The sequence below is a fragment of the Haloferax gibbonsii genome (genome assembly GCF_001190965.1).
Taxonomy (GTDB): Archaea; Halobacteriota; Halobacteria; order Halobacteriales; family Haloferacaceae; genus Haloferax; species Haloferax gibbonsii.
Window position 1 is genome coordinate 2,752,847 of record NZ_CP011947.1, and the last position, 25,519, is coordinate 2,778,365.

The 25,519-nt window shown below is 67.0% G+C and carries 22 protein-coding genes and 2 tRNA genes; 15 read left to right on the plus strand and 9 right to left on the minus strand.

Annotated features, from left to right (window positions below):
• Positions 1-83 precede the first annotated feature (83 nt).
• From ABY42_RS14040 to ABY42_RS14065, 6 genes are all read left to right on the plus strand, one after another.
• Positions 84-1,445: a putative ATP-dependent zinc protease gene (locus tag ABY42_RS14040; RefSeq protein WP_050459791.1), complete on the plus strand. Its 1,362-nt coding sequence runs from the start codon at positions 84-86 to the stop codon at positions 1,443-1,445.
• 133 nt (positions 1,446-1,578) lie between these two features.
• A complete protein-coding gene (locus ABY42_RS14045) occupies positions 1,579-2,160 on the plus strand; it encodes a DNA-3-methyladenine glycosylase family protein (RefSeq protein ID WP_050459792.1) in 582 nt (193 codons plus the stop codon).
• Between the two features lie 141 nt (positions 2,161-2,301).
• On the plus strand, positions 2,302-4,278 hold the full coding sequence (locus ABY42_RS14050; protein WP_004974449.1) for a 3-hydroxyacyl-CoA dehydrogenase/enoyl-CoA hydratase family protein: 1,977 nt from the start codon (positions 2,302-2,304) through the stop codon (positions 4,276-4,278).
• An 86-nt stretch (positions 4,279-4,364) separates the two neighbouring features.
• Positions 4,365-4,439: transfer RNA gene (locus ABY42_RS14055), tRNA-Glu, on the plus strand.
• Between the two features lie 351 nt (positions 4,440-4,790).
• Entirely contained in the window at positions 4,791-6,152 is a 1,362-nt protein-coding gene (locus ABY42_RS14060; protein ID WP_049905049.1) for an MgtC/SapB family protein, read from the plus strand.
• Between the two features lie 429 nt (positions 6,153-6,581).
• Complete coding sequence (locus tag ABY42_RS14065; protein WP_050459793.1) at positions 6,582-7,013, plus strand: disulfide bond formation protein B; 432 nt, start codon at positions 6,582-6,584, stop codon at positions 7,011-7,013.
• A 37-nt stretch (positions 7,014-7,050) separates the two neighbouring features.
• Here the strand turns inward: ABY42_RS14065 and ABY42_RS14070 are convergent, their stop codons facing one another.
• The 6 genes from ABY42_RS14070 to ABY42_RS14095 form a co-directional block, all read right to left on the minus strand.
• Positions 7,051-8,565, minus strand: coding sequence for a DASH family cryptochrome (locus tag ABY42_RS14070; RefSeq protein ID WP_050459794.1), 1,515 nt, complete (start codon positions 8,563-8,565; stop codon positions 7,051-7,053).
• 76 nt (positions 8,566-8,641) lie between these two features.
• Positions 8,642-9,184: a DUF7344 domain-containing protein gene (locus ABY42_RS14075; protein WP_004974441.1), complete on the minus strand. Its 543-nt coding sequence runs from the start codon at positions 9,182-9,184 to the stop codon at positions 8,642-8,644.
• Positions 9,185-9,192: 8 nt separating this feature from the next.
• Complete coding sequence (locus ABY42_RS14080) at positions 9,193-11,202, minus strand: SpoVR family protein (protein ID WP_050459795.1); 2,010 nt, start codon at positions 11,200-11,202, stop codon at positions 9,193-9,195.
• Positions 11,199-12,518 (minus strand): YeaH/YhbH family protein, encoded by a 1,320-nt coding sequence (locus ABY42_RS14085; protein ID WP_004974438.1) that lies wholly within the window; start codon positions 12,516-12,518, stop codon positions 11,199-11,201. The genes ABY42_RS14080 and ABY42_RS14085 overlap by 4 nt, the downstream gene beginning before the upstream one ends.
• Entirely contained in the window at positions 12,509-14,788 is a 2,280-nt protein-coding gene (locus ABY42_RS14090; protein ID WP_004974435.1) for a PrkA family serine protein kinase, read from the minus strand. The genes ABY42_RS14085 and ABY42_RS14090 overlap by 10 nt, the downstream gene beginning before the upstream one ends.
• Positions 14,785-16,857: a PrkA family serine protein kinase gene (locus tag ABY42_RS14095; RefSeq protein ID WP_004974434.1), complete on the minus strand. Its 2,073-nt coding sequence runs from the start codon at positions 16,855-16,857 to the stop codon at positions 14,785-14,787. Before ABY42_RS14095 ends, ABY42_RS14090 begins: the two co-directional genes overlap by 4 nt.
• Positions 16,858-17,390: 533 nt before the next feature.
• On the opposite strand from ABY42_RS14095, the gene ABY42_RS14100 reads away from it, so the two are divergent.
• The 3 genes from ABY42_RS14100 to ABY42_RS14110 are packed head-to-tail and all read left to right on the plus strand — an operon-like array spanning position 17,391 to position 18,926.
• Entirely contained in the window at positions 17,391-17,771 is a 381-nt protein-coding gene (locus tag ABY42_RS14100) for a DUF5820 family protein (protein ID WP_004974432.1), read from the plus strand.
• A 24-nt stretch (positions 17,772-17,795) separates the two neighbouring features.
• Positions 17,796-18,245: a UPF0179 family protein gene (locus ABY42_RS14105; RefSeq protein ID WP_004974429.1), complete on the plus strand. Its 450-nt coding sequence runs from the start codon at positions 17,796-17,798 to the stop codon at positions 18,243-18,245.
• 33 nt (positions 18,246-18,278) lie between these two features.
• Positions 18,279-18,926 (plus strand): HAD family hydrolase, encoded by a 648-nt coding sequence (locus ABY42_RS14110; protein ID WP_050459796.1) that lies wholly within the window; start codon positions 18,279-18,281, stop codon positions 18,924-18,926.
• Positions 18,927-18,952: 26 nt separating this feature from the next.
• Here ABY42_RS14110 and ABY42_RS14115 read toward each other — a convergent pair whose 3' ends face one another.
• Both ABY42_RS14115 and ABY42_RS14120 read right to left on the minus strand, forming a co-directional pair.
• Entirely contained in the window at positions 18,953-19,813 is an 861-nt protein-coding gene (locus ABY42_RS14115; RefSeq protein WP_004974426.1) for a M14 family metallopeptidase, read from the minus strand.
• A gap of 120 nt (positions 19,814-19,933) precedes the next feature.
• Positions 19,934-20,419: a DUF309 domain-containing protein gene (locus ABY42_RS14120; RefSeq protein ID WP_004974424.1), complete on the minus strand. Its 486-nt coding sequence runs from the start codon at positions 20,417-20,419 to the stop codon at positions 19,934-19,936.
• 89 nt (positions 20,420-20,508) lie between these two features.
• Here ABY42_RS14120 and ABY42_RS14125 point away from each other — a divergent pair, with 89 nt between their 5' ends.
• The 3 genes from ABY42_RS14125 (at position 20,509) to ABY42_RS14135 (ending at position 21,554) form a co-directional block, all read left to right on the plus strand.
• On the plus strand, positions 20,509-20,697 hold the full coding sequence (locus tag ABY42_RS14125) for a hypothetical protein (protein WP_049905042.1): 189 nt from the start codon (positions 20,509-20,511) through the stop codon (positions 20,695-20,697).
• 68 nt (positions 20,698-20,765) lie between these two features.
• Positions 20,766-21,425, plus strand: a complete 660-nt coding sequence (locus ABY42_RS14130; RefSeq protein WP_050459797.1) for an urease accessory protein UreH domain-containing protein — start codon at positions 20,766-20,768, stop codon at positions 21,423-21,425.
• 45 nt (positions 21,426-21,470) lie between these two features.
• Positions 21,471-21,554 (plus strand) — tRNA-Leu (locus tag ABY42_RS14135).
• Positions 21,555-22,316: 762 nt separating this feature from the next.
• On the opposite strand, the gene ABY42_RS14140 is transcribed toward ABY42_RS14135, so the two are convergent.
• The gene (locus tag ABY42_RS14140) at positions 22,317-22,586 is read right to left on the minus strand and encodes a hypothetical protein (protein WP_050459798.1); all 270 of its coding nucleotides are present in this window, start codon (positions 22,584-22,586) and stop codon (positions 22,317-22,319) included.
• Between the two features lie 91 nt (positions 22,587-22,677).
• Between ABY42_RS14140 and ABY42_RS14145 the strand changes: the two genes are divergently transcribed.
• The 3 genes from ABY42_RS14145 to ABY42_RS14155 all read left to right on the plus strand — a co-directional run bounded on the left by ABY42_RS14145 (position 22,678) and on the right by ABY42_RS14155 (position 25,326).
• Complete coding sequence (locus ABY42_RS14145; RefSeq protein WP_050459799.1) at positions 22,678-23,475, plus strand: inositol monophosphatase family protein; 798 nt, start codon at positions 22,678-22,680, stop codon at positions 23,473-23,475.
• A 93-nt stretch (positions 23,476-23,568) separates the two neighbouring features.
• Positions 23,569-24,039, plus strand: a complete 471-nt coding sequence (locus ABY42_RS14150) for an Lrp/AsnC family transcriptional regulator (RefSeq protein WP_004974414.1) — start codon at positions 23,569-23,571, stop codon at positions 24,037-24,039.
• A 168-nt stretch (positions 24,040-24,207) separates the two neighbouring features.
• A complete protein-coding gene (locus ABY42_RS14155; protein WP_004974411.1) occupies positions 24,208-25,326 on the plus strand; it encodes a DUF63 family protein in 1,119 nt (372 codons plus the stop codon).
• Positions 25,327-25,519 lie beyond the last annotated feature (193 nt).

The window sequence follows — 25,519 nt, forward strand, 5'->3', positions numbered from 1 at the left end:
CGACGCCGTCCTCGCGGCCGCGAACCGCGGGCGGCCGGCTCTCGACCGTCATGTCTTTGAAACCGGGAGGATATCAACTGAGTATGTCCACCACAAACGACGCCGTGCGTGTCGGCGTGCTTTCTCTGCACAACAGCAAGGAGACGAAGGCAATCCTCAACGCGGTCGAAGACCTCGGTCACGAGCCGGTGTGGCTCCGCCGGGAGAACGCGGCGGTCAGCATCGAAGACGGCGAGGTGACGGTCGAGCCTGAGGTGGACATCATCGCGAATCGACTGCTCCTGTCGAACACCGAAGAACCCGCCGAACTGCTCGGGCTGGCGACGACGTTCAACCGCATCCGACCGATGCTCAACGAGCCCGACGCGGTTCTCGCGGCCATCCACAAGTTCGCCACGGCCGCGACGCTCGCCAACTGGAACATCCAGGTGCCCGACGCGCTCCTCGCGCTCTCGAACGACCGGCTGAACAAGGGCCGCGAGCGCTTCGGCGACGTCGGCGTCTACAAGTCCGCCATCGGCACCCACGGCGGCGGGACGTGGAAGGTCGACCTGACCGAGCCCGTGAACCCGAAGGTCGGCAACCGACAGGCGTTCCTGCAGAAGCTCATCGACCGCGACGGCGACCGCCACCGCGACCTGCGCGTCTACATCGTCGACGGCGAAATCATCGGCGCGATGTACCGCTACGCCCCGGACGGCGACTGGCGGACCAACGTCGCCCTCGGCGGCGACGTGCTCAACGCGACCGACGAGATGCCCGAGGAAGCGCGGGAGACGGCGCTCTACACGGCCGAAGTGATGGAGATGGACTACGTCGGCGTCGACCTCGTCGAGGGCGAAGACGGCTGGTTCGTCCTCGAAGCCAACCCGACCGCCGGCTTCAAGGGCCTCTATCAGGCGACGGGCAAGAGCCCCGCGCCGCACATCGCGAAGCTCGCAATCGAGCGCGCGGGCGGCGAGGTCGACGAGGCACGCGTCGAGGAACTGTCCGCGACGCTCGACGACTCCGTCCCCTCGTGTGCCCCCAACGAGTCGCCCATCATCGACGGCGAAGCGCCCATCATCGGCTACATCGAGGAGGTCGTCGTCAACGGGACCAGCGGCTCCCAGCAGACCCTCGCGAAGTCCGACACCGGGGCGACCCGGACGAGCATCGACACGAGCCTCGCCGCCGAAATCGGCGCGGGGCCCATCAAGAGCATGACGCGCGTGAAGTCCGGGAGCCTCAAGGGCGGGAAGGCCCGCCCCGTGGTCGACCTCGTCATCGGTATCGGCGGCACCCAGCACACCGTGACCGCCAGCGTCGAGGACCGCTCGCACATGGACTACCCGCTGCTGCTCGGGCGCGACATCCTCGAACACTACCGCGTGGACGTGCGCCGCCGCGCCAACGCCGACCGCAACGACAGCGACGACGAGGAAGAGGAACTCCTCGAAGAGTAAGTCGGCCCGCGCCACGCCACGGCCACCGGCGCGCTCGCCATCGGCGCGACGACCGCCGTCGCTCCGACCGGTGACCGCATCCGAGCACCCGAGACACGCGCACTTTTCTCTCCGACGACCCAACCACGGGTCGATGAGCGACGACGCATACCGCGAACTCCGGGCGGACCCGCACCTCGGCGACGTGGTCGAGGAACACGGCCCGCTCTCGCTCGACCTCGCCGACGACCCCTTCGAGCGACTGGTCGTCTCGATTGTCAACCAACAGCTCTCGACAACCGCGGCGGCGACGATTCGGGACCGCCTGTTCGACCGCGTCGAGGTCACGCCCGAGGGGATACTGGCCGCCGACGAGGCCGTCCTGCGCGACTGCGGCCTCTCGAATCAGAAGGTCGGCTACGTCCGCAACGTCGCCGACGCGTTCCGAGACGGCCTCTCGGCCGAATCTCTCCGGGAGATGGACGACGACGAGGTCGTCGCGGCGCTCACCGAGATTCGCGGCGTCGGCGACTGGACCGCGAAGATGTTCCTCATCTTCGTGCTCGCCCGCGAGGACGTGTTCCCGGTCGAGGACCTCGGGATTCGACGCGGCATGGAACACGTCTTCGGGTTCGAACCCGACGCCGTCTCCCGCGGCGAGATGCGCGAACGCGCCGAGCGCTGGGCCCCCTATCGGAGCTACGCCAGCCGGTATCTCTGGCGGTGCGTGGACTAACTTCGAACGGGTGGAAAGCCAAGCCGGGACGAATAATCGACAGACTGCGTCGGTATTTCTAACCGAGAAAATAAACATCTGTTACGTTTATATTCTGCGCGAGGGAAACGTTGAAACCGCCGCGCACTATAACGTTCGTCCATGAACGTAGATGACGTCAACAGTATCACCGTTCTCGGAGCGGGCAACATGGGCCACGGCATCGCGGAGGTCGCGGCCCTCGCCGGCTACGACGTCGTGCTGCGCGACATCAAAGACGAGTTCGTTCAGAAGGGCTACGACCAAATCGAGTGGTCGCTGAACAAACTCGCCGAGAAGGACCGACTGTCGCAGGACGACGCCGACGCCGCGCTCGCCCGCGTCTCGACGGCGGTGGACCTCGGCGAGGCCGTCGTCGACGCCGACGTGGTCATCGAGGCCGTCCCCGAGAAGATGTCCATCAAAAAGGAGGTGTACACCGAGTTGGAGGAACACGCCCCCGACCACACGGTGTTCGCCACCAACACCTCCAGTCTCTCCATCACCGAACTTTCCGAAGTGACGGAGCGACCCGAGCGCTTCTGCGGAATGCACTTTTTCAACCCGCCGGTCCGCATGGACCTCGTCGAGGTCATCTCCGGCGCGCACACCGCCGACGAGACGCTCGAACTCGTCGAGGACCTCGCCGAGGCGATGGGCAAGACGCCCGTCCGCGTCCGCAAGGACAGCCCCGGCTTCATCGTGAACCGCATCCTCGTCCCGCTGATGAACGAGGCCGCGTGGATTGTCCACTCGGGCGACGCGACGATGGCCGAGGTCGACTCTACGACGAAGTACGACATGGGCCTCCCGATGGGGAGCTTCGAACTCGCCGACTACGTCGGCATCGACGTGGGCTATCACGTCCTCGAATACATGCACGAGGTGCTCGGCGACGCCTACGAGCCGTGTCCGCTCCTCTCCGAGAAGGTCGAGGAAGGCGACCTCGGCCAGAAGACCGGCACGGGCTTCTACGACTACGAGGACGGCGAGGGCGCGGAAGTCCCCCACGACGAGGGGAGCGAAGCGGTCAAGAACCGCCTCCTCGGCGTCATGGCGAACGAAGTCGCAGGTCTCGTCGGAAACGACGTGGCCGACCCGGCCGCCATCGACCGCGCGGTCAAACTCGGCGGGCGCTTCCCCGACGGCCCGGCGAAGATGGCCGACAACGCGGGCATCGCCACCCTCGTCGGCGCGCTCGACAAGCACCACGACGAGACCGGTGAGGAGCGCTACGAGGCCGTCCAGTACCTCCGCGACCTCGCCCAGTCCGGCGAGGGCTTCTACGGCGGCGCGGAGGAATCCGACGAGGCACCCGCGTTCGACGACATCTCCGTCGAGGTGCGCGACGGCATCGGTCACATCACCCTCGACCGCCCGCACCGCCTCAACACCATCAGCATCGAACTGATGGACGAACTCTCCGAAGCGCTCGACACCCTCGCCGAGGACGACGAGGTCCGCGCCGTGCTCCTCACGGGGGCCGGCGACCGCGCGTTCTCCGCCGGAGCCGACGTGACGAGTATCGCCGCGGGCGGCGGCGACGCCGTCTCGGGCGTCGAAATCTCTCGGAAGGGCCAACAGACGTTCGGAAAGCTCGAAGAACTCGACAAGCCGGTCATCGCCGGCATCGACGGCTTCTGTCTCGGCGGCGGGATGGAACTCGCCATGTGCGCCGACCTCCGCATCGCCACGGAGCGCTCCGAACTCGGCCAGCCGGAGCACGACCTCGGGCTCCTCCCCGGCTGGGGCGGCACGGTCCGCCTCCAGCGCATCGTCGGCACCGGCCGCGCGAAGGAGATTATCTTCAGCGCCGACCGCTACGACGCCGAGACGATGGCCGACTACGGCTTCATCAACGAGGTCGTCGAGAACGACGGCTTCGAAGAACGGGCCTTCGAGTACGCGAAGCGGTTCGCACAGGGCCCGCCGGTCGCCCAGCGCTACACCAAGCGCGCCATGCACAACGGCTGGGAAGACACCGACTCCGGACTGGAGGTCGAAGCGCAGGCGTTCGGCCTACTGTTTACCACCTCGGACCTGATGGAGGGCATCGCCGCCTTCACGAGCGACCGCGACCCCGAGTTCACGGGCGAGTAAGCCACCGCCGTGGGTGGGTTCCTCTCACTCACCCACGATGGAACGCAACGCTTAAAATAGTCCAACGACCACTCGTGAATGCAGACGCTCGGTTGGTGTAGTCCGGCCAATCATCTTGGCCTTTCGAGCCGAGGACCAGGGTTCAAATCCCTGACCGAGCACTTCTCTGAGGAACAACGTGACGAAGAAGAGCGTGCAGTGTAGGGATTTGAATCAGGGAGCAGCTTGCTGCGACTGAGGTTCAAATCCCTGACCGAGCACTTCTCTGCTGAACTACCTTCCAAGCGACCGCTGTACATGTCGCCTGGACCGCGAAGGTACGGATATGAGCGGGATATTCGAACTAGCGAGCAACTTGTTGCGAGTGGAGTTCAACTCCTCTCCCGAGCAGTTCTCTCACCCCGAACGACTCGACTCCCGCCCGCGGTAGTTAGCTTACACGTTTTTAACGATAGCAATTAAAATATACACGATAGCATGGAACACGAGCGTCCCGGGACGGGAGTTCGATGATGCTCGAAGAGTTCGTCTCCCAAATCGACCCCGTCGTCGTCCGCCTGTTCGTCGCGGCGGCGTTGGGGATGTTCCTCGGGTTGGAGCGCGAGCGGTCGAAGAAGAGCGCCGGCGTGCGGACGTTCACGCTGACGAGCCTCCTCGGTGGCGTCGCCGTCGTGGTCGGGAGCGACATCCTCCTCGCGGTCGGCGGGTTGTTGGTGGTCGCACAGGCGGTGTTGCTCGGGAGTCGCGGACTCGTCGAACGCGGGTCGCACGAAAGCGAGGACGACCGAGCCGACTCCCAACTCGACTTCGACGCGGACGCTGACGCCGAAGCCGACGACGGCCGCCGCGGTGACGCCGAGGTCGTTCGCCTGGACGACCTCGGCGTGAACCTCTCACTCACCACGTCGACGTCGTTGTTAGTCGCCTACGCGGTCGGCGCGGCGGTGGTGAGCGGCTTCGTCATCGAGGGCGTCGTCGTCGCGCTCACGTCGTCGCTCCTGTTGGTCCTGCGGCGCGAACTCCACGGGTTCGCCCGGCGGCTCACGACCGACGAGGTTCGGAGCGCCGTCGAGTTCGCCATCATCGCGTTCGTCGTCTACCCGTTGCTCCCCGAGGGGCGAATCGGTCCGTGGGACGCCGTCAATCCCCGGACGGTCTGGTTGCTCGTCGTCGCGGTGAGCGCAATCGGCTTCGTCAACTACGTCATCATCCGACGGTACGGCGAACGCGGCATCGCCATCACGGGCTTTTTCGGCGGGCTGGTGAACTCGACGGCCGTCATCGGCGAGATAGCCGGTCGGACCAGTCGGAACCCGTCGATTCGACCGCTCGCGGCCGGCGCGATTCTGATGGCCGACGCGGCGATGGCGCTCCGAAACCTCTCGCTCGTCGTCGTGTTCATCCCGGAGCTCGCGGTCGAGGTGGGGATTCCCCTCGGACTCGTCGCGCTCGTGGGTGTGAGCTACGCGCTGCACTCCCGCGAGTGGGGCGTCGACCTCGACGTGGCGTTCGAGTCGCCGTTCAGCCTCGAAAGCGCCCTCCGGTTCGGCGTGTTCTTCCTCCTCGTGTTGCTCGCCTCCGCGGCGGCGCAGGAGTACTTCGGCGCGGCCGGGTTCGTCGTGACGAGCTTCCTCGGCGGACTGGTGTCGAGCGGGTCGGTCGTCACGACCACCGTCACGCTCTACGGCGGCGGCACCATCAGCGAGACGACCGCCGTCGTCGGCGTCCTCGCCGGAACCGCCGCGAGCATCGGAGTCAAGGTGGCTCTCGCGGCGAGCGTCGACCGCGAACTCCTCGGGCCGGTCGCCCGGCGGAGCGCGCTCCTCGTGGCGGCGGGCGTCGCCGGCGTCGCCATCGTCGTCTTTCGTCCGTAAGGCGAGCGGCACGGAGGTCCGCGCACGCGGAATCAATTTGGCCGACACAACAGTCAGCGACACAACATTGATAACACCGTGCCGCGGCAATCAAATCGCACTGGTTCGGCGCGTATCCCGTGACCGAGCGGCCCACGAAGATTCGCCCGTCGGTCGTCCCCCGACGGGCGAGGGTCACTCCGCGTATCCACCCTCCCGAGCGACTGCGCTCGTCTGAGTGGCCCGATTCGTCCGACCGCCCCCGTTCGCGCCGACAGCTCGACTGCGAAGCCGATGGCTTGAGGTTCGCCGGCGTCTATCGTGGCTCTACGTCCACCGAGCGATGATACGCGACCCGACCCGACGAGACCGTGGCGAACCGCACGCGAAGCGACAGCAGTCGGCCCCGAAGCCGAACCGGGCGAGAAACGGCCTCGGGAGCGCCTGACCGTGTCGGACACGACGCGCGCCGCGCTCGCCGCCGGAACGCTCGTCGCCCTCGCCGCGACGAGCGGGAGTCTCTATTTCAGCCTCGGTCTCGGACTGACGCCCTGCGACCTCTGTTGGTACCAGCGCATCCTGATGTACCCGCTCGTCGTGGTGCTCGGCGTCGCCACGGTGGAGGACCGACCCGGCGTCTGGAAGACGGTGCTTCCCCTCTCGTTGGGAGGGCTCGCCCTCTCGGGCTACCACTCGTACCTGCAGGTCGCACCGGGCGCGACCTGTACCGTCGGCGGCCCGTGTACGTCCATCCAGTATCCCGTGCTCGGCGGCCTCCTGACCATTCCGCGACTCGCGTTCATCGGGTTCGCGCTCGTGACGGTCCTCGCGCTCGCCGCCGCCCGCCTCGGCGGGTCGGCCGACGACGCGTGGGGGATGTGACCGGGTTCGGGACCGCACTCCGAGCGCCGTCATTGCCCTAACTCCCGTCGAGTTCGACCATCGGTTCGGGGTAGTCCACGCCCAACTCGACCCCGTAGGTCGCCTGTTCTTCGTCGCTTAGTTTCCACGGTTCGTGGGCGTACTCGGCGGGTAACGCGTCGAGTTCGGGGAGCCACGTCTTCACGTACTCGGCGTTCTCGTCGTAGCGGTTCGCCTGCCAGCGCACGTCGAACGAGCGGTCCCGCGAGTCGTTGCCGACGCCCGCGATGTAGGCCCAGTTGCCGTAGTTCGACGCGGGGTCGTAGTCGACGAGTCGCGTCTCGAAGTACGCCGCGCCGCGTCGCCAGTCCAGTCGGAGGTCGTTGGCGAGGAACGACGCCGCGTTCTGCCGCCCGCGGTTCGACATGTAACCCGTCGCGTTCAGTTCCCGCATGTTCGCGTCGACGAAGGGGATACCCGTCTCGCCCGCCGCCCAGCGCTCGAACTGCGCATCGTCGGCCCGCCAGTCGACGTCGGTCCGTTCCCGGATGCCCCCGCGGCGGAAGAAGTCGCTCCCGTGTTTGGCGAACTGGAACTGGAAGAAGTCGCGCCAGCGGAGTTCGAAGACGAGCCAGTACGTCGAGTCGTTTGCGACCCGTCGGTCCTCGTAGCGGTCCACCTCGGCCTTGACGTACCGCGGCGAGAGACAGCCCTCGTTCAGCCACGGCGAGAGCTTCGAGGAGTAGTCGGCCCCGAGCAGTCCGTTTCGCGTCTCCTTGTACTCGCGGAGGTGGTCGCCCGTCCAGATGTACGACTCCACGCGGTCGAGCGCGGCCGTCTCGCCGCCGTCGAAGGGGAGAACGCCGCGGTCGTCGGGGGCGCGGGCGGACTCGGCGTCCGAAATTCCGACGAGGTCCGAAAGCGAGGGGAGGTCGCCCGCGACCGGTGCGTCGACCGGGAGCGGCGGGACGTCCAGTTCGGAAATCGGGTCACGACCGGCGGGGTCGCCGTCGCCCGCTGACTCGCCACTTCGCCCTGCGTCGCCTCCCTCGTCGCCTTCGACGGCCGATTCGACCGCCTTCCGGAACGTCGTGTACGTGTCCGGAACTTCGGAGAGCGCCATCGGGAGGTCGTCGAGGTGGGTGAGCGTGTGGCCCCAGAAGCGCCGGAGGTCGACGCCGTCGCCTCCCAGTTCTCGCTCGACCGCCGACTCGACGCTCGACTCCTCGGGGGTCGGACGCGTGTGGACCGTCACGAAGTCGGCGTCGACGGTCGCCGCCAACTCCGGAAGGACGGACTCGGGCGTCCCCTCGCGGACGACGAGGTCGCTTCCGCGCTCTCGGAGCGACGACCGCAGGTCGGACAGCGATTCGAGGCGGAAGCGGGCGCGGTGCGCGCCCGTCTTGTCGAAGTCGAAGGAGTCGGGCCCGCCGAAGGGCCGGTCGCCGTACTCGCGGGGGTCGAGACAGTAGACCGGGAGGACGCCGTCGGCGTCGCAGGCGGCCGCGAGCGCCTCGTTGTCGTGCAGGCGGAGGTCGCGGCGGAACCACGCGAGCGAAGTTGACTCGGACATCGTCGGCGGCGCTTAGGATGGGGATGACTTGAGTCGAACGGCGGTTCTGGGGCGACCCCCGGCCGTGTCGCCGGGTCTACGTCCGGCTTCGCGTCTGCAGGCCGAGTTCCGCGCCGGCGACGACGGCGGCGACGGTGAGCGCGAGCCCGGCGACGAGTCGCGGGTCAACGCGGTCGATGACGGGGACGCCCATCCAGCCGGCGAAGAGGAGCGCGAGCCCGGCGAGACACGTCGCGAGCGACAGGAGCGCGAAGGGGGCTTGCGTCGGCTCCTCGTCGGCCAAGTAGTGGTCGAGCTCCGCCGCGCTCGACCCGAGCGAGACGGTCTTCGCCCGCGAGTCGTACGCGACGATTCGGAGCGAGTCGAGCTTGGGCAGATGGGTCTGGTGGAGCGAGATGTAGACGCTCTGACGGACGTTCTTGGGAGGTGGCGACTCGCCGGACTCTATCTCGGCGATGTGCTCCGCGAGGTCGCCGACCGACTCCGGACCGTCCCCGTCGCGCAGTCGTTCGAGCGCGAGCCGCCGCCGCTCGTTTCTGAGCACGTCGTGGATGTCGGCCTCGTCGAGCGAGCCGTCTGCCTGCTCGCCGGAGACGGTCGGCGAGTCAGGCTCGGCCATCGCCCCGCTCAGAGCCAGTCATCGGGCTTCGTGTCGTAGTCGACCTCGCCGGCGGCGATACGCGCCTCCAGTTCGGGGTCGAGGTCGTGTTCGTCGAACGATTCGCCGTCGTAGCGGACGCGGATGGCTCGCTCTTCCGGCGTCGGCTCGCGCCCCCGTCGACGGGCGACTTCGACCTCGTGCTCGTCGAACTCCTTCGTGATGGTCATCAGGTTCACCGGGCGGCCCCAGAGGTGATAGACGCGCTCCAAGACGCCCTTCGCCTGCTTCATGTCGAGGATGACGCCGTTGTACTGGTGTCCCAACAGGAGTTCCCCGCGGTTGTCGAAGTTGCCGTCGTACACCGCGATAGTCGGCTTTCCGAAGTTCGTGAACTGGAACAGGAGCTTCTTTTTCACGTCTCGGTACTCCGACGAGGAGACGCGGAACTGCCGGGACGACTGGGAGTACTCGTAGGCGAAGTAGTGGTTCGCGCGGACGAACTCCTCGGAGAGGAACGCGTCGAGGAACGTCACGTCGTTGTGGCTCTCGCGAATCTCGCGCATCCGGTCCCAGCCGGCGGTCTTGTCCACGTCGGCGACGGCCTCCTCGACGCTGTCGTACACCTCGTCGTCGAACATGTACCGCGAGAGCTGTTCGAGTTCGGAGCGCCGAATCCGGCTGAGGAACCCGCGGTTCTGCGCCTTGACCAGCGAGTAGTGTCGCTCCGCGAGCCCCTCGTAGGTGAGGAGCTTCCACGGGTACGCTTCGAGGTCGAGCGACTCGTCGCCCGACAGCGCCCTGTCGAGGGTCTCGTGGTCGACTCTCGGGTCGTCGGGGCCGAGTTCGGACAGTTCGTCGAGGGAGTCGGCGCTGACGCCGTCGATAGCGGGGTCCGCCCGGAGGAGCGTCTGCACCTCGTCGAAGTCGACCGTCTCGTGGAAGTTGCGCCACGTGACGCCCTTCACGCGCAGGAGTTTGTCGGCGACCTCCGCGCGGTTCGTCGAGTTCTCGATGTACTCCCACAGCTCCTTGCCGAGCTTGTAGGGGTTGAGCCCGGGCGACCCGAGGACGCGCGACTGGTGGTCGGCGTAGGTGATGAACTCGTCCGTGCCCGCGAAGCGCTCGTCGCCCATCATGAGCGACTCCCAGTAGGCCGCCCAGCCCTCGTTCATCACCTTCGTCATCTTCTGGGCGGCGAAGTAGTACGCCTCCTCGCGGAGCATGTCGAGGACGTCCTTCTGCCACGGCTCCATCTCTTCGGCCTTGCCCGTCTCCTCGTCGTACCGCATCCCGTGTTCGCGGACGTACGCGAGCACGTCCTTCCGAGGGTCGGTGAGCTTCGCGGCCTCGCGTTCGGCCTCTTCGACCCCTTCGAGCCACGCCTCGTCGAACACCTCGCGGCGCACGTCGTCGGAGATGTCGAGACTGTCCAACTGGGCGCGAATGTCTCCGGGGATACGACCGTCCTCGTCGGCGGCGGCCTCGCGGATGGTCCGGTGCTGGTCGATGGTGTCTTCCAGACAGAGGACGGCGTCGATGAACTTCTCCACGTCGTCCCGGCTGATTTCGGGGTTTTCCACGTACCGTTCGATGGTCTGGGCGTGCCGTTCGAGCATCGCCGCGGCGGCGAACTGCCCCTCGTCGGAGAACAGCCCGAACCACTGGTTGTTCTTGAAGAAGTCCGAGTGCGCCTCGACGTGGGTGATGACGGCCTTCTGGTCGGCCAGCGAGTTCGACTCTTGGAGGAAGGCGTTCGCCGGGTCGTCGTTGTTGACGATTTCGAACGCCTTGCCCATGCCGAACTGGTCGGTCTTCCGCTGGCGGTCGTAGGTCATCCCCCACCGCCAGTGCGGATACCGCTCTTGGAACCCGCCGTAGGCGATGAGCTGGTTCATCTCGTCGTAGTTGACCACCCAGTAGTTCACCGGGTAGGGGTCGAGTCCGAGCTTCTTCGCGAGCGCGCCGGCCTCCCGGACGGGCTCGTCGAGTCTGGCGGCCTCGCGCTGTGCGTCTCTGCGGTGTCGTCTGAAACTCATTCTGCTGTCGCCTCCGTGCTGAGGATGGTGTAGATGGCGTCGATGACGTCGTCGGGCTCCGAGACGTACGCGACCACGACGTTACCCTGCTCGCCGAGGCTCCGTTCGACCTCTTCTGCGTGCGTGGCGTTGATGGCGGTCCCGCCGGGCTGGGTCTCCACGTAGGCGTGGAGGTTCGCGTCTATCTCCTGCATGAGCGGGACGACCCGCTCTTTGGTGTCGTTCGAGGAGTTCTCGGAGTCGCCCGCGGCGAAGACGTAGCGGTTCCACTCGCGCCACGGGTAGCGCTCGTCCAGCACCTCCTTCGCCAGCTCGTAGGCCGACGAGATGCGCGTCCCGCCGCCCGAGCGGATGCCGAAGAACTCGTCGCGTTCGACCTCCCACGCCTCCGCGTCGTGGGCGATGTAGACGAACTCGGCGTGGTCGTACTTGCCCGTGAGGTACCAGTCCAGCGGGGTGAAGGTGCGTTCGACGAGTTCGCGCTTCGTCTCCCGCATCGACCCCGACACGTCGCGGATGTTGACGACCACGACGTTCGACTGCTTCTTCTCGATGACCTCGGGGTGGCGGTAGCGCTCGTCCTCGCGGCGGAACGGAATCTCGCGGAGTCCCTCGCGTCGGATGCGCTGGATGGCCGTCGTCCGCTCGACGTTCTCCTCCATCTCCTCGAAGGAGGCCCACGTCCCGCGTTCGTCGTCCGGGATGCGGCTCCACTCGTCTTCGATCCACGCCATCGAGACGAGGATGTTCTGCTCGCGGCACCACCGGAACACCTCGCGGGCCGAGGTGCCGTCGACTTTCATCGCCTCGCGGACGAACTCCTCGTCGAAGTCCATCGCGAGCTTGCGCTTCAGGCCCTCCTTGAACAGGCGCTCGAAGTCGAGGGTGCTGTGGGGCCCGCTGCGGGTGATGTCGGTGAAGTCGCCTTCGACCTCCTCGATGACCTCCTTGCCCTTCGGTTCGAGTTCGAGGCCGAGTTCCTCGTCCAGCGCCTCGGCGAACTGCTCGGGGTCCATCTCGTAGTACTCGTGTTCGGCCCCCTCCTCGCCGGGCTCGCCGTCTTCGCCCTCGCCGTCACCGGGCTGTGGCTGGCCGAGCGGCTGGCCCACGTCGGGCGTGCCGCCTTTCCCCTGCCCGACGCCGCCCATGTCGAGGCGGTCGTACTTGAACTCCGGCAGGTCCACGACCTTGATGGGTATCTTGATGTCTTTCGAGCCGGACGCGCCGAGGTCGCCGTAGGAGATGAACTCCTTGAGGTCTTCGCGGCGTTCTTCGCCCACTTCGCGGAATCGTTCGAGGTCGTCTCTCAGTCCCATGTGTGGCTCACCTCCTTCATCACGGCACGGCTGGTCAGTTCGGCCGACGCCGCGGTGTAGCCGCGGTCGACCAACTCGTCGATGGTGCGTGCTTTCACGCGCGCCGTCTCGGTGTTCGCCGGCGGGTCGTCCCACTGGCGGGGGTCGAGGTCGGAGAACAGCCGGCGCACGTCCTCCCAGTCGTGGGTTTCGAGCACCGTCCGGATGACCGGAATCTCGGTCAGGTCCACGTCGGAGACGGTAAAGCCCTCGTCGCGGTTCTCCCACGCGTAGCGGTTGAGCGCGGTGATGACCTTCTCGTTTCGGAAGTCCTCGACCGTCTCGGATGGGTCGTTGCCCTCGTAGTCGTCCGGCGAGAAGCGCCCGAGGTGCTCGGTCTCGAACAGCTTCATGAGAAGCGGGTCGGGGTCGACCGGCCCGCGCTCGGTCTCTATCTGCCCGTCGGACGCCCACGCGTAGACGTGTTCGACGTACTCCTCGACCGTCTCGCGCTCGACGCCTTTGTCGGCGAGAAGCGCGTCGAGCACGTCCGCCTCCTGCTGGTCGAAGATGTACTCTTTGACCATGGCGATGCGGCCCTCGTACTCCGAGGACTCCGCCCGCGAGAACACGGGCGCGTCCGATAGCTCGGCGACCATCTCGTCGAGCACGTCGGTCGGCATCACCACCGACGACACGTCGAGGTCGGGGTGTCTGCGGTCGACGCGGTCGTGCAGGAGGTCGGCGATGACGTCGCGGGTGAACGTCACGGGAATCCCGTGAGTCCCCTCGGAGTCGCCGACGAACTCGAACGCCGACACCTCGCGGCGCTGGTCGCCGACCTGCAGGTAGCCGCGGTCGAACAACAGCGCCTTGTCGACGAGGTCGAACTCGATGTCCGGGTCGCGCGGCACGTCGTCGCCGTCGAGCCGGGTCACGACGCTGTAGAGCGCCGCGGCCTCGACGGCGTGGGGCGCGAGTTCGCGCGTGCGGACCTCGCCCGGCCCCTCGCGGACGTCCAGCGAGACGGCCTCGGCGACGCGGTCGGCCATCGCCTCGGGGTCGTCGGTCCAGACGCTCGTCTCGTTGGTCAGCTCGCGGCGGATGAGCTCGGCCTCCAGCGAGAGGTTCGTCAGGTAGCGGAACTCGTGTTTGTTGAGCCGGCGCTTGAGCGCCTTCAGCGGGTCGCGGCCGTTCCTGTCGGCGTACTTGTCGAGTTCGGCGTCGAGGTCCGGGTTCGAGATGATGACGAGCTGGGTGTCGATGTCCATCCCGATTCCCTTGTCCAGCTTGACGTGGCCCTCGTCGGGGACGTTCAGGAGCTTCTGGAGCAGGTCGGCGTGCTGGGTGGCGTCCTCGACGATGGTGAGGAGGCCGTTGCCCTGCGAGAGCACGCCGTCGTAGCTGAACGCCTGCGGGTTCTTGCGCCCCCGGGAGTTCAGTTCGCGGAGCATACTCGGCATCCACGACCCGACCAGTCGCTCCTTGGGCGAGCCGTCGTCCTCCGAGTGGAGGACGCCGACGCCGCGGCCGACGTCGACGACGTAGTTTTTCACCCGGAGGTGTTTCGGGTCGGTGACGGCGCTGAAGAGGTCCTGCTTGCCCGCTCTGCGGAACTCCTCTTCGAGGTAGGTGTACGCCTCCAGGCAGAACGGGTCGAGGTCCTCGTCGACGTCGACGGGGATGTGGTCGCCGTTCCTGCTGTTGAGGTCGGCGAGCAGCCGCTTGCGAACCTCCGCGGGGAACACCGAAAGCGGGTGCGACTGGACCGGGCTTTCGTACCAGTCCTCGTCGGCGGCATCGACCTCGCCGCCGTAGGATAGCCCGCGGGTGTCGTCGGCGTTGGCGACGTTCCACTCGACGGTGTAGCGCCGCCCCGCGTCGGTCTTCGAGTACTCCCGAAGCCCGTTGATGAGACAGCGTTTCAACTCCGATTTCCCCGTGGCCGTCGGGCCGTCGAACCAGACGATTTTCTCGGCTTTGCCGCGGTCGGCGGCGATGGTCCGCAGGTCGTCCACGAAGGCGTTGAGCACCTCCGTGTTGCCGAGGACCGCGTGCTCGCCGTCGTTGGCGGGGTCGTCGAAAAAGCGGTAGCGCTGTTTCTCCTCGCCCTGTTCGACCACCTGTCTGGTCCCCATCGACTCGATGGCTTCCAAGAGGTACTTCGACGCGTGGGAGGCGATAGACGGGGACTCGAACGCGGCGTCGACGTACTCGCCGAGGCTCATCGGCTCCTCGTAGGTGCCGCGGAGCGCCTCGTCCGCCTCGCGGATGTAGTCTCGCATGGTCACCCTTCGAGTTCGGTCTTCGCCACCTCCGCACCGGCGAACTCGAGCACCTCCCGTGCGCCGTCGCGCGAGTAACCCTGGTCGACGAGCGCGTCTATCCACGCGTTGCGTTCGTCGTCGTCCAGCTCGTTCGCGCTGACGAGCGCCGAGAAGTTGATGTTGTGCTTCTTGTCCTCCCAGAGCTTGCGTTCGAGGGCGCGGCGGAGGCGGTCGTTGTCCTGCGGGTTGAACGACGTCCCCTCGCGGGCGCGCCGAGAGACCCAGTTGGAGACCTCCTGTCGGAAGTCGTCCTTGCGGTCCTCGGGGATGTTGAGCTTCTCTTCGACCGCGCGGAGGAACTTCTCGTCGGGCTCTTGGTCGCGGCCCGTCAGTTCGTCTTCGACCGTCGCGTCGTCGATGTAGGCCATGACGTGGTCCATGTACTTCTCGCCCTGCCGGCGAATCTCGTCGATGTCGTAGGCGAGGGCGTGGCGCACGTCCTCGATGGCGCGCTCTTTGTACTCCTCGCGGACCATCTCGAGGTAGCGGTGGTAGCGTTCGAGGTTCTCCTCGGGAATCGACCCGTGGTTCTCGAGGTTCTCTTCGAGGTGGGTAAACGAAGACAGCGGCGAGAGGTAGCCGCGGCCGCGGTGGGTCGCGTCCATGATGGCCTCGGCGATTTCGTCGCCGATGAACCGGGCGGAGACGCCGTCCATCCCCTCGGCGATGTCGGCTTTCTTCTCGCCCTCCTCGCGGAGTTTACGCACGTCCACGTCGTCGCCGTCGTCCAACTCGCCGTTGTAGGCCTTCGCCTTCTGGACGAGCGAGATGGTGTCGGAGTCGGGTTCGACGATGCGGGTCAGAACGCCGAACAGCCCGGACATCTCTAAGGTGTGCGGCTCGACGTGGATGTCGGGCACGTCCGCGTTCCGGAGCATCTTCCGGTAGATTTCGGCCTCCTGTTCGTACTCGAGGACGTACGGGAAGTCGATGCGCTTCGTCCGGTCGTTGAACGCCTCCATCTTCTCGTCGCCCTTCTTCTCTCTGTACTCCGGCATGTTCGTCCGCCCGACGATGACCTGGTCGATGTCGATTCGGGGGTTGTTCTTCGGCTTGATGGTCTGTTCCTGCGAGGCGTGCAGGAAGTCGTAGAGGAACTCGCGCTGGAGCTTCAGCAGTTCCTCGCCGGAGAAGATGCCGCGGTTCGCGTTACAGAACGCGCCGGCGTAGTCGAACGCCCGCGGGTCGGACTCGCCGTACACCGCGAGTTTCGAGTAGTTGACGTCGCCGGTGAGTTCGGTCTCGTCTTGGTTCTTCTTGTCCTTCGGCTCGAACGTCTCGATGCACTGCCGTTTGTTCTCGGAGGCGACGAGCCGGATGACCTCGATGTGGTTCGCCACGACCTCCTCTAGGTCGTCGTCGTAGTGGGCGAGCAGTCGGTCCATGTAGAACTCCGAGGCGGGGTCAAGCGCCTGGTCGTTCCGGATGGTGTACGGCGCGTCGAGGTTCTCGTTCAACTGCTTGATGACCACGTCGCGCTGTTCCTGCGGGAGCAACACGAGCGGGTCCTGGTTCATCGGCGACTGGACCACGTCGTCGGAGGGGTCCTGGTCGCGGATGACGTCGCCGAGGTTCGTCCACCGGAAGGTGTACATCCGCCCCTCGTCGGACATCGTGTAATCCTCGAAGTAGCGCCGGGAAATCCAGTCGAAGTGGGACTTCCCGGAGCCGACGGGACCCAAGAGGAGTTTGATGCGTTTTTCGGGGCCGAGGCCGCGGGCCCCCGATTTCACCTTGTTGACGAACTCGTGAATCGACTCGTGTACTTCGCGACCGTAGAAGACGTTTTCACCGTCGTGAAGGGGGTCTTCGGAGGCCATGAGGTACTCCACGACGCCCGCGTCCTCGTCGTAACGGGTGCCGTAGAAGTCGAACATGTCCGCCACGCGCTGGTGGGCGTTGCGAGCGATCTTTGGGTGAGCGTAGACCTCTTCCAAGTACCACTCGAAGCTCTTCGCCTCGCGGAGGTCCGCGGGCACGGAGTCTTTGTAGTGCTTGCTCAGGTCTGCGAGTGTTTCAATTTCGCCGGTCATTGTTCGTGGAGCCTCGTCGGACCAGCCGTCCGGTTAGACGACCGAGGGCGACGCGCCCGCGTTCGCGGGTCGCAGACGACACACCGCGAACCACGGACCCGCGGCGCAGACCGCGGGCGGTAGGTCGAAGTGCGTCGCCGCCGCTGCGCGCTTACGACGGGTCGGCGACTGGCGACAGAATCGGCAATTTGCGGACGATGCGCGACGGCTCGCTCGGCCCGGGGACCGAGACTACCAATCAATGAGAGACGTTAACATATAACGCTTTCTCTGAAAGTAGTCAACAAATTGTCTCGAACGCCAACCAATCCAGATACGTACCACGTCCCGTGACCCTCCAACCAGCCGAAGTGTGTCGATTTAATCGGCGGTTCAGTCGACTGTCGGTGTCGTTAATCGGGTCGGTTGGGATTCATGTCGTCTCCGATGGGTCGCGTTCGAGGCCCGAACCACGCGCTTCGAGCCGGGTCGAGACGGCCGCCCCTCGGCGCGGAAGCGGGAAGGCTTAGGACGCGCGGCGGACTAGCGCACCCATGACCGACCTCCCCGACGGGTGGACCCTCTGGAACGACGAACACGAGGGTCGGCGCATCCTCGCGTTCCGCCCCGACGTGTTCAACGAGAGCGCCTTTCCCGCCGAGTGCATGCCGACCGTCTTCGTGTGGAACGGGTCGCGGGCGAACCGCCCGGGCGCGACGCAGATACGCACCGAGACGTGGCATGCAGTGCTCTATCTCGAACCGGAAATCGAGGTCGTCGTCGAGGAGTTCGACTCCCGCGAGGCGGCCGTCGAGGGCGCGACCGACATCGCCGGGCGCTTTTCGGACGGCGAGATAGACTACCGGAGCGCCTACCAAGTCCCCCGCGAGGACTACTTCGAGAAGCTCGACGAGCTGACCGGGCGGGAGCCTTAACCACCTCGCAGGAGAACCACCGCTATGACCTCCGTCACGCTTGTCGGTGCCCGCCTGACCGACCCCGGCACCGAGTTCGTCTACCACGGTGAATCGAGCGCCTGCGAGGGGTGTCCGTACCGCCAGCAGTGCCTCAACCTCACCGAGGGCGTCCGCTACCGGGTCCTCGGCGTGCGCGAGAACACGCAGGTCCTCGACTGCGCCGTCCACGACGAGGGCGTCCGCGCCGTCGAGGTCGAACCGGCACCGGTCACGGCGAACGTCCCCTCGAAGGGGGCGTACGCCGGGAGCAAGGCCAGCCTGCAGGGCCCGTGTCCGCACACCGAGTGCCCCAGCCACGAGTACTGCGTCCCCGAGGGTGCCGAGTTCGACCAGGAGTACCGCATCAGCGACGTGCTCGGCGACCCGCCGCACGACCACTGCCACCTCGACCGAAACCTGACGCTCGTCGAGTTCGAACCCGCCGACGAGTAGGGATTTTTGTGGTTCCCGGCCGCTGGCCCTGATATGACGACCGCCGTCTTCTTCGACCTCGACCTGACGCTCCTCCGCTACACCGCCGACTTCGAGACCATCTTCGACCGCGCGGTGCCGGACGCCCCGGACGGTGCCTACGACCGGTATCTCTCCGTCTTCTTCGACGCGTTCGAGGACCTCGCCGTGGACCCCTACGCGGTCGGCTTCGAGGCGATCACCGGCGAGTTCGACATCGGCGACGACCCGGAGACGCTCGTGGCGCGCTACGCGGAGGCCGAACTCGCCGCCACGACGGTCCCCGCGTCGGCCCGCGAGGCGCTCGTCCGCGTCGCCGACCGCCGACCGACGGGGATTCTCACGAACGGCGCGCCGGCGGTCCAGCGGGCGAAGCTCGAACGCCACGACCTCGCGGGCGTCGTCGACGCCGTCGTCGTCTCGAACGACCCCGCGGTCGCCTCGCGGAAGCCCGATTCGAGAATCTTCGAGGCCGCGGAGACCGCGCTCCCGGCGGACGACTACGTCTACGTCGGCGACACCTACGACGAGGACGTGGTCGGGGCGCGAGACGCCGGATGGGAGGCGTACCACGTCGGCGACGACGGTCCCGGCGACGACCCGGCGGCGGTCGAATCGGTCGCCGAGGCGGCCGCTCGAATCCTCGGCGAGGACGACGCGTAGCGCGGAGAGACGAGACGGTCTGCCGACTACGGGAGCGTGCCGACTTTGTCGCCGGCGTAGCCGAAGATGTCCGCGTAGCCGTACGCGGAGAGGAGAATGGGGTAGAAGTCGCGGTCTGCGACGAACTGCTCGGCGTCGGCGCGGGCGAACGTCTCGCCGGCGGCGACGGGTTCGAAGTTGGTCGCGTGGACCTCGTACTGGTCCGCCGGCGGCTTGGGAAGCCGTTCGAGCAGGCGGAACACGTCGATGCTGTTCTCCTCCGGAATCGCGAGTTTCAGGCGGTCGTCTTCGGTCTGCGACTCGGACTCCTCGTCGAGCTCGCCGCTCCCGTCGCTCGCAACCGCGGGGGCGGGGAGAACGTTGGTCGCGGTGAGGAACGCCCGGATGAGCCAGTAGGCGTTGTCGGCCGCCTCGTCGGACTTCTGGAGGCCGGCTTCGACCTCGATGGTGTGGGCGTGCTCGATGAGTCGGCCCTCCGCGAAGTGGTTCGTCTCGACGGCCACGTCGACCGGGAGCCGGGGGAGAATCGACCGGGAGATGGCGTCGACCGTGTCCACGATGGCGAACGGTTCGGCGTACGACTGGGTGGAGTGAAGCGAGAACGCGGTGGTGCCGCGGACCTCGCGGCCGAGGTCGTGGGCGAGGCGTCGCTCGTGGCTCTCGGCGTTTGGGTCGCCCGGAAACGCCCGGTTGAGGTCCTCGTCGAGGTAGCGCTCGTCCGCCGCCAGCGCCTCCTCGTTGGCGACGATGAGCTTCACCGGGCGCTCGACGTCGGGGTCCTCCGCGACGAACCGCTCGATGGCGCGAGCGCCGCACGGTTCGTCGCCGTGGATCGACCCGACGACAGACACTTCGGGCGTGCCGTCACCGAGTTCGTAGATTCGCATTGCCGGTTCCTAGAACTGGACGCTAATGGACCTTTAGATTCTCCCGGTTCGCGCCGCTTTCGCGGACGTGTTAGTCGGCGGGGACGGTTCGTGGCGGGCGAAGACCGCGGCCCGACGCGGTTAGTGGTCGAGTCCCTCGACGTACTCGTAGTCGGCGGGGTAGGCGGTCGCCCGGTGGCCGTCGAGTTCGATTTGCCAGCCGTGGAGCGCCGTCGGGTCGTCCAGCGCCGCCCGAAGGGTCTCGCGCACGTCGTCCACGTCGACGCCGTAGAAGTCGCTCGGAACGCCGCGGATGTACTCAAGCGCCGTCTCGAACAGCGACCGCATCCCCGCGTCGTTCTCGAAGTCGAAGTGCTTGTACGCGCCGGCGGCGACCTGCACCATCCCGTGGAGGAAGGCGCTTTCCGCGGTCCCCGCGCCGTAGTTGTACCACTCGTCTTCGAAGCAGTCGTGGCTCTCGTGGAAATCACCGGAGTTGAACAGGCGGACGCCGTGTTCGACCGCCCGGCGGAGCGTCGCGTGCTCCCACAGCCGCAGTTCGTCGTTCCACCCCGTCGGGTTGCCGAGCGGCGGGGCGACGCTCGGGTCGCGGGTGTGTTCGTCCATGTGAGTCAGGGCGACCGGGAAGCCGGTAACTCCATCGGTGGCGACACCGGGCGCTCAACTTTTTCGTGCGGGAGCGACAACACTCGGACGTGACGGACGCAATCGAGTGCACCTACTGCGGAAGCGACGTTCGGCGTCACGACCCCGTCTTCGTGGCGGAACTCGAAGCCGGCGAGCGCGTGCCGGCGGGCGCGTTCTGCAACTACGCGTGCCTCTCGTCGCACATCGACGCGGCGGGGCTGACGACCGGCGCGTCCTGCGAGTGGCGGCCGGAGTAGGCTCCGACCGGGTCGGAGTACCCGCCGGGACCCCTGACCTATTTACCGCGATTCGTCCTTTCGAGCGTATGGCACTCGCATCAGCACTCGTGGCCGGCGGGGTTATCGGGGTCCGGCACGCGCTGGAAGCCGACCACCTCGCCGCCGTCGCGACGATGGTCGAAGACGACGACCGACCGAGCATCGTCGGCGCCTCGTGGGGCGTCGGGCACTCGATTCCGATTGCCGTCGTCGGTCTCACCTTCGTCGCGCTCGGCGTCCGCCTGCCCGAGTCGGTGACGCACTTCTTCGAAGTCGTCGTCGGTGCGATTCTCGTCCTCCTCGGGGCGCGGATGCTTCTCCGGGCCGCCGGCGTCTCCGTGCCGACGCTCCGCGACCACGACCACGACAGCGGCGTCCACCGACACCTCTCGCTCGGGAACGTCGCGTTCGGGACGAAACACACGCACGTCCACGACGAGTCGTTCGGGGTCGGCGTCCTCCACGGCTTCGCCGGCAGCGGCGCGCTCGTCATCGCGATGGTCTCGACCGCGCCCGCCGTGGGGCAGGCCGTCGCGTTCCTCGCGGCGTTCAGCCTCCTGACCATCGCCACGATGGCGACCGTCTCGTACCTCTGGGGCCGCTCGATGGCGGTCGGCGGAACGCGGGTCCTCCGCGCCGCGGCCGGCGTCGTCGGCATCGCCGTCGGCGGCCTCCTCGTCGTCGAGCAGTTCGGCGGTCTCGTCTGACGTTTCGCAACGTTTTAGCGGTCCCCCTGTCGTACTTGAGTACGCGCGAGGGTAGCTAAGTCAGGAAAAAGCGGCGGACTCAAGATCCGCTCCCGTAGGGGTCCGTGGGTTCAAATCCCTCCCCTCGCACTTATCGCGAGAAACGACGTGCCGAGCGGCGAGTGCATCTCACCCCGCGGGAGAAAAGCGGGACGGCGAGGCGGCCCGCAACCCCGGTATAAACCCGGTCGCTCGACCGCGGACGCGTTCTCTTCTGTCTCCGTCGTCTCCCGGTTACGCCGCCACCACAGCGCCGCCGCCCACATTCCGAACGATTCATCATGAACAGACCGGGTTTCCGGTGAAAAGCGCCGGAAGGGGGCCGACCGAGGACGACGTTCGGCGACGAGCGTGACCACCGTTCCGTCGACCGAACTATCAGCTTCTCCGGACAGTCCAGAATCTATCAGAAACATTCATTATATTCCCGGGCCTACTGTAGTGTTGCCGGAAGCGCAAGGACGCACCGGACGACCAAACCGAATCTGTCGGACGACGTGAAAGGCGTCGACGACGGTACGCATCGCAAGACGCGGAGGAATGGAATCGACACGAACACCGAGTCTTTCGTAACAGGAAGACGAGGTCAAAGTGCCGAAGAGGAACCGAAACAGCCCCGTAAACCGCTCTGCGAGCGAGCGGCGGGAAGACCAAGTACCGGACCACGAGAAATCGGAGTTCGGGAACTCGGCGCAAGCCGAAACGGTCGTGAGGGCTGCGGAAAACGTCTTCCGTCCGGGTTCTAATTGCGGATTCTGGCTTTTCCCGTTTTCCGACCCCCGAGCGAGCCGGCCGTCTGGCGGGACGACGCAGTCCGCGACGCGTCGGGCTCGGGTCGCCATGGCGGCGACGCTACGGCCGGACCAACTGACTCATGAGCCGGAGGTACTCCGAGGCGACGAGCGGTTCGTCGGCCGCGGTGCGCTCGACGGCCGCGACGCCGTGCCGGAGTTTCTCCTTGAGCGGGCTCGGCGGAACCTTGTGGCCGAGCACGCGGGACGCCGTCTCGACGTGTTCCAGCGCGGTTTCGGCGTCGCCGGCTCTGACCGCCGCTCTGGCGTCGTCGAAGGACGCCGCGAGCGACTCGCGGACCCGCGCCGGGAGGTCGATAGCGTCTGACACGACACGAGGTAAACCGTCCATCGACATAAGCCACCGGGCCGCGTCGGCGTCGGGTCGGTGGATATAGGCGCCTCCCCGTCCTGTCACGCCCATGAACGAACTCGACGCCCGGGCGGACCGGGCACAGCGCGCGGCCCGCGACGGCGGCGCAGTCGCGCGGCGCGCCTTCAGAACCGGCATCTCCGTCGAGACGAAAGACGGAAAGACGGACGTGGTCACGCAGGCCGACAAGGACGCCCAGCGCCGCGTCGTCGAGCGAATCCGCGGGGCGTTTCCCGAGGACCCAATCGTCGGCGAGGAGGACGACGAACTCAAGTCGGTTCCCGAGTCGGGACCGGCGTGGGTCGTCGACCCCATCGACGGGACGAACAACTTCGTGCGCAACGTGCCGGTCTGGGCGACCTCGGTCGCCGCCGTCCGCGACGGCGACCCCGTCGCGGCGGCCAACTACCTGCCCGCCCTCGACGACTGCTACGCGGCCGACGACGAGGCGGCCTACCGCAACGGCGAGGAGATTTCGGTGAGCCAGCGCGACGACCCCGAGACGTGTACGGTCTGTCCGACGTTCTGGTGGGACTACGACGTCCGCGACGAGTACGCCGCGGCGGCCCGCGCCATCGTGACGCGCTTCGGCGACCTCCGTCGCTACGGGAGCATGCAGGTCGTGCTCTCGTACGTCGCCGACGGGTCGCTCGACGGCGTCATCACGAACAAGCGGGCGAACCCGTGGGACTCGGTCGCCGGCGCACACCTCATCCGGATGGCCGGAGGGACGGTCACGGACCTCGACGGCAACGAGTGGCGACACGATTCGGCGGGACTCGTCGCCTCGAACGGGCGCGTCCACGACGTCGTGCTGGAGGCGGCCCGCGAAATCGACGAGCGGTAGACGGACGAAACCCGGAACCGGACGCGCTCGCCGCGGGCGCGAGCGTGCTTCCCATCCGCAAGTGCGAAGTCACCCCCCATCAGAAAGGATAGCATGGACCTCGACGCGACGGACCGGGCGATTCTCCGGATTCTGATGGAAGACGCGCGGACCCCGTTCAGCGAAATCGCCCGCAGAATCGACATGTCGAGCGCGACGGTTCACGACCGGGTCGGTCGGATGGAAGACGCCGGCGTCATCGAGGGCTACCACGCCCACGTCGACCCGCGTCAGGTCGGGCTGGGCACCTCCGCGCTGGTCGGCTTCCGGGTCAAGCAGGGTCGCGAGAAGGAGGCGCTCCAACAGCTTCGCGACATCGAGGGCGTCCAGGAAATCGACCTCACCACCGGCGAGTGGGACGTGATGCTCCGAGTGTACGCCGAGGACACAGACGCCCTGCGCGAGCTCATGTTCGACCACATCGCCGAGCTCGACGGGTTCTCGCGGTCCCAGACGATGGTCATCCTCGGGACCGAGTACGACGACCCGGTGCTGCCGATTCGCGACCCCGACGACGAGGACTGAACCACGCCCGCCGCGGAGCGCCACCTCGCTGCGACGCGGACTCGCCACGACGCGGACTCGCCACGACGCCGACTCGCCGCGCCGAGGCGTGCGCGACGGATGCGAGAGACCGGAACCCTCAACAGGCCCGCCGTCGGGGTATCGCCTATGGCAACGGTAGCAGAGCGAATGGGTCTCGACCCCGAGCGCCTCTGGGGGCTCGGCGTCGCGGCCATCCTCGTCGCCCTCGTCGGCGGGTCGCTCGCGTTCCCTCGCGTCGTCTACGACGGCTTCATCTGGCACTACTTCTGGGGCCCCGTCCAAGCCGACGCGAACTCGGCCGTCTGTGCGATTCGGGCGAACGGCGCCACGCAGTACCTCGACACGGCGTCGGCCTGCGCCGCCGCGGCCGAACCCGTCGCGTACCCCGGCTACACCCTCGTCTCCGAGGTCGGCTACATGGTCACGCTCGTCATCGCGCTCTCGGGCGTCGTGTTCCTCCTCCGCCGCCTCGACATCGGCGAGAGCCCCCGGTTCTTCTACGCGCTCTTCCCGTTCATGCTGTTCGGCGGCGCGTTCCGCGTGGTCGAGGACGCTAACGACTCGCCCGGCGTCGCCGACGCGCTCATCAGCTACCCGCTGAACACGCTCGTCATCAGCCCGGTTATCTACGTGACCGTCTTCGCAATCACGCTCGTCGCCGTCGTCGCGAGCGTCTTCGCCGAACGGCGGGGGCTCGTCGACGACTACGTGAAACCGCTGTTCGGGGCCGGCCTCGCGGTGCTCGCGGTGGCGGTCGGTTACCTCCTGTGGGCCGGCCTCACCGGCGCGCAGGGCGCGACGTTCTACCCGCAGGTGCTCGTCGTCATCCTCGTCGGCGCGACGCTCGTCACCGCGGCGACGTGGTGGCTCGTCGAGCGCTTCGCCCCCGAGGTCAACGAGGGAACGGGATACATCGGCCTCGTCGTCATCTGGGGCCACGCCATCGACGGCGTGGCGAACGTCATCGGCCTCGACTGGATGGTCGCGCTCGGCGCGGGCAACAACCTCGTCCCGAAGCACCCGGTGAATCAAGCGGTCGTCGACTTCACGGCCTCCACGCTCCCCGAGTCGGTGCTGGCCGTCACGGGCGACGCGTGGCCGTTCCTGCTCGTCAAGCTCGTGGCCGCGACCGCCGTCGTCTGGGTGTTCGACGAGCAGATATTCGAGGACAGCCCGCGCTACGCGATTTTGCTCCTCATCGCCGTCCTCGCGGTCGGCCTCGGACCGGGGAGCCGCGACATGCTCCGCGCGACGTTCGGCGTCTAACCGCCCCGCAGTCTCCCGCGTTCCGACCCCTCGTTTTCTCCTCCGGCGGAGCTTCAAGTACCGAGCCGCGGCCAACGCCGCTATTCTGTGACTCACGCCGCGCGGCGGCCTGCGGGTGTCCGGCACACCGGCGCGCGGATACGAAGGCCCCCGCCTGCCACGCGGCCGCCCGTGCCGGCTGTCAGCTCTGACG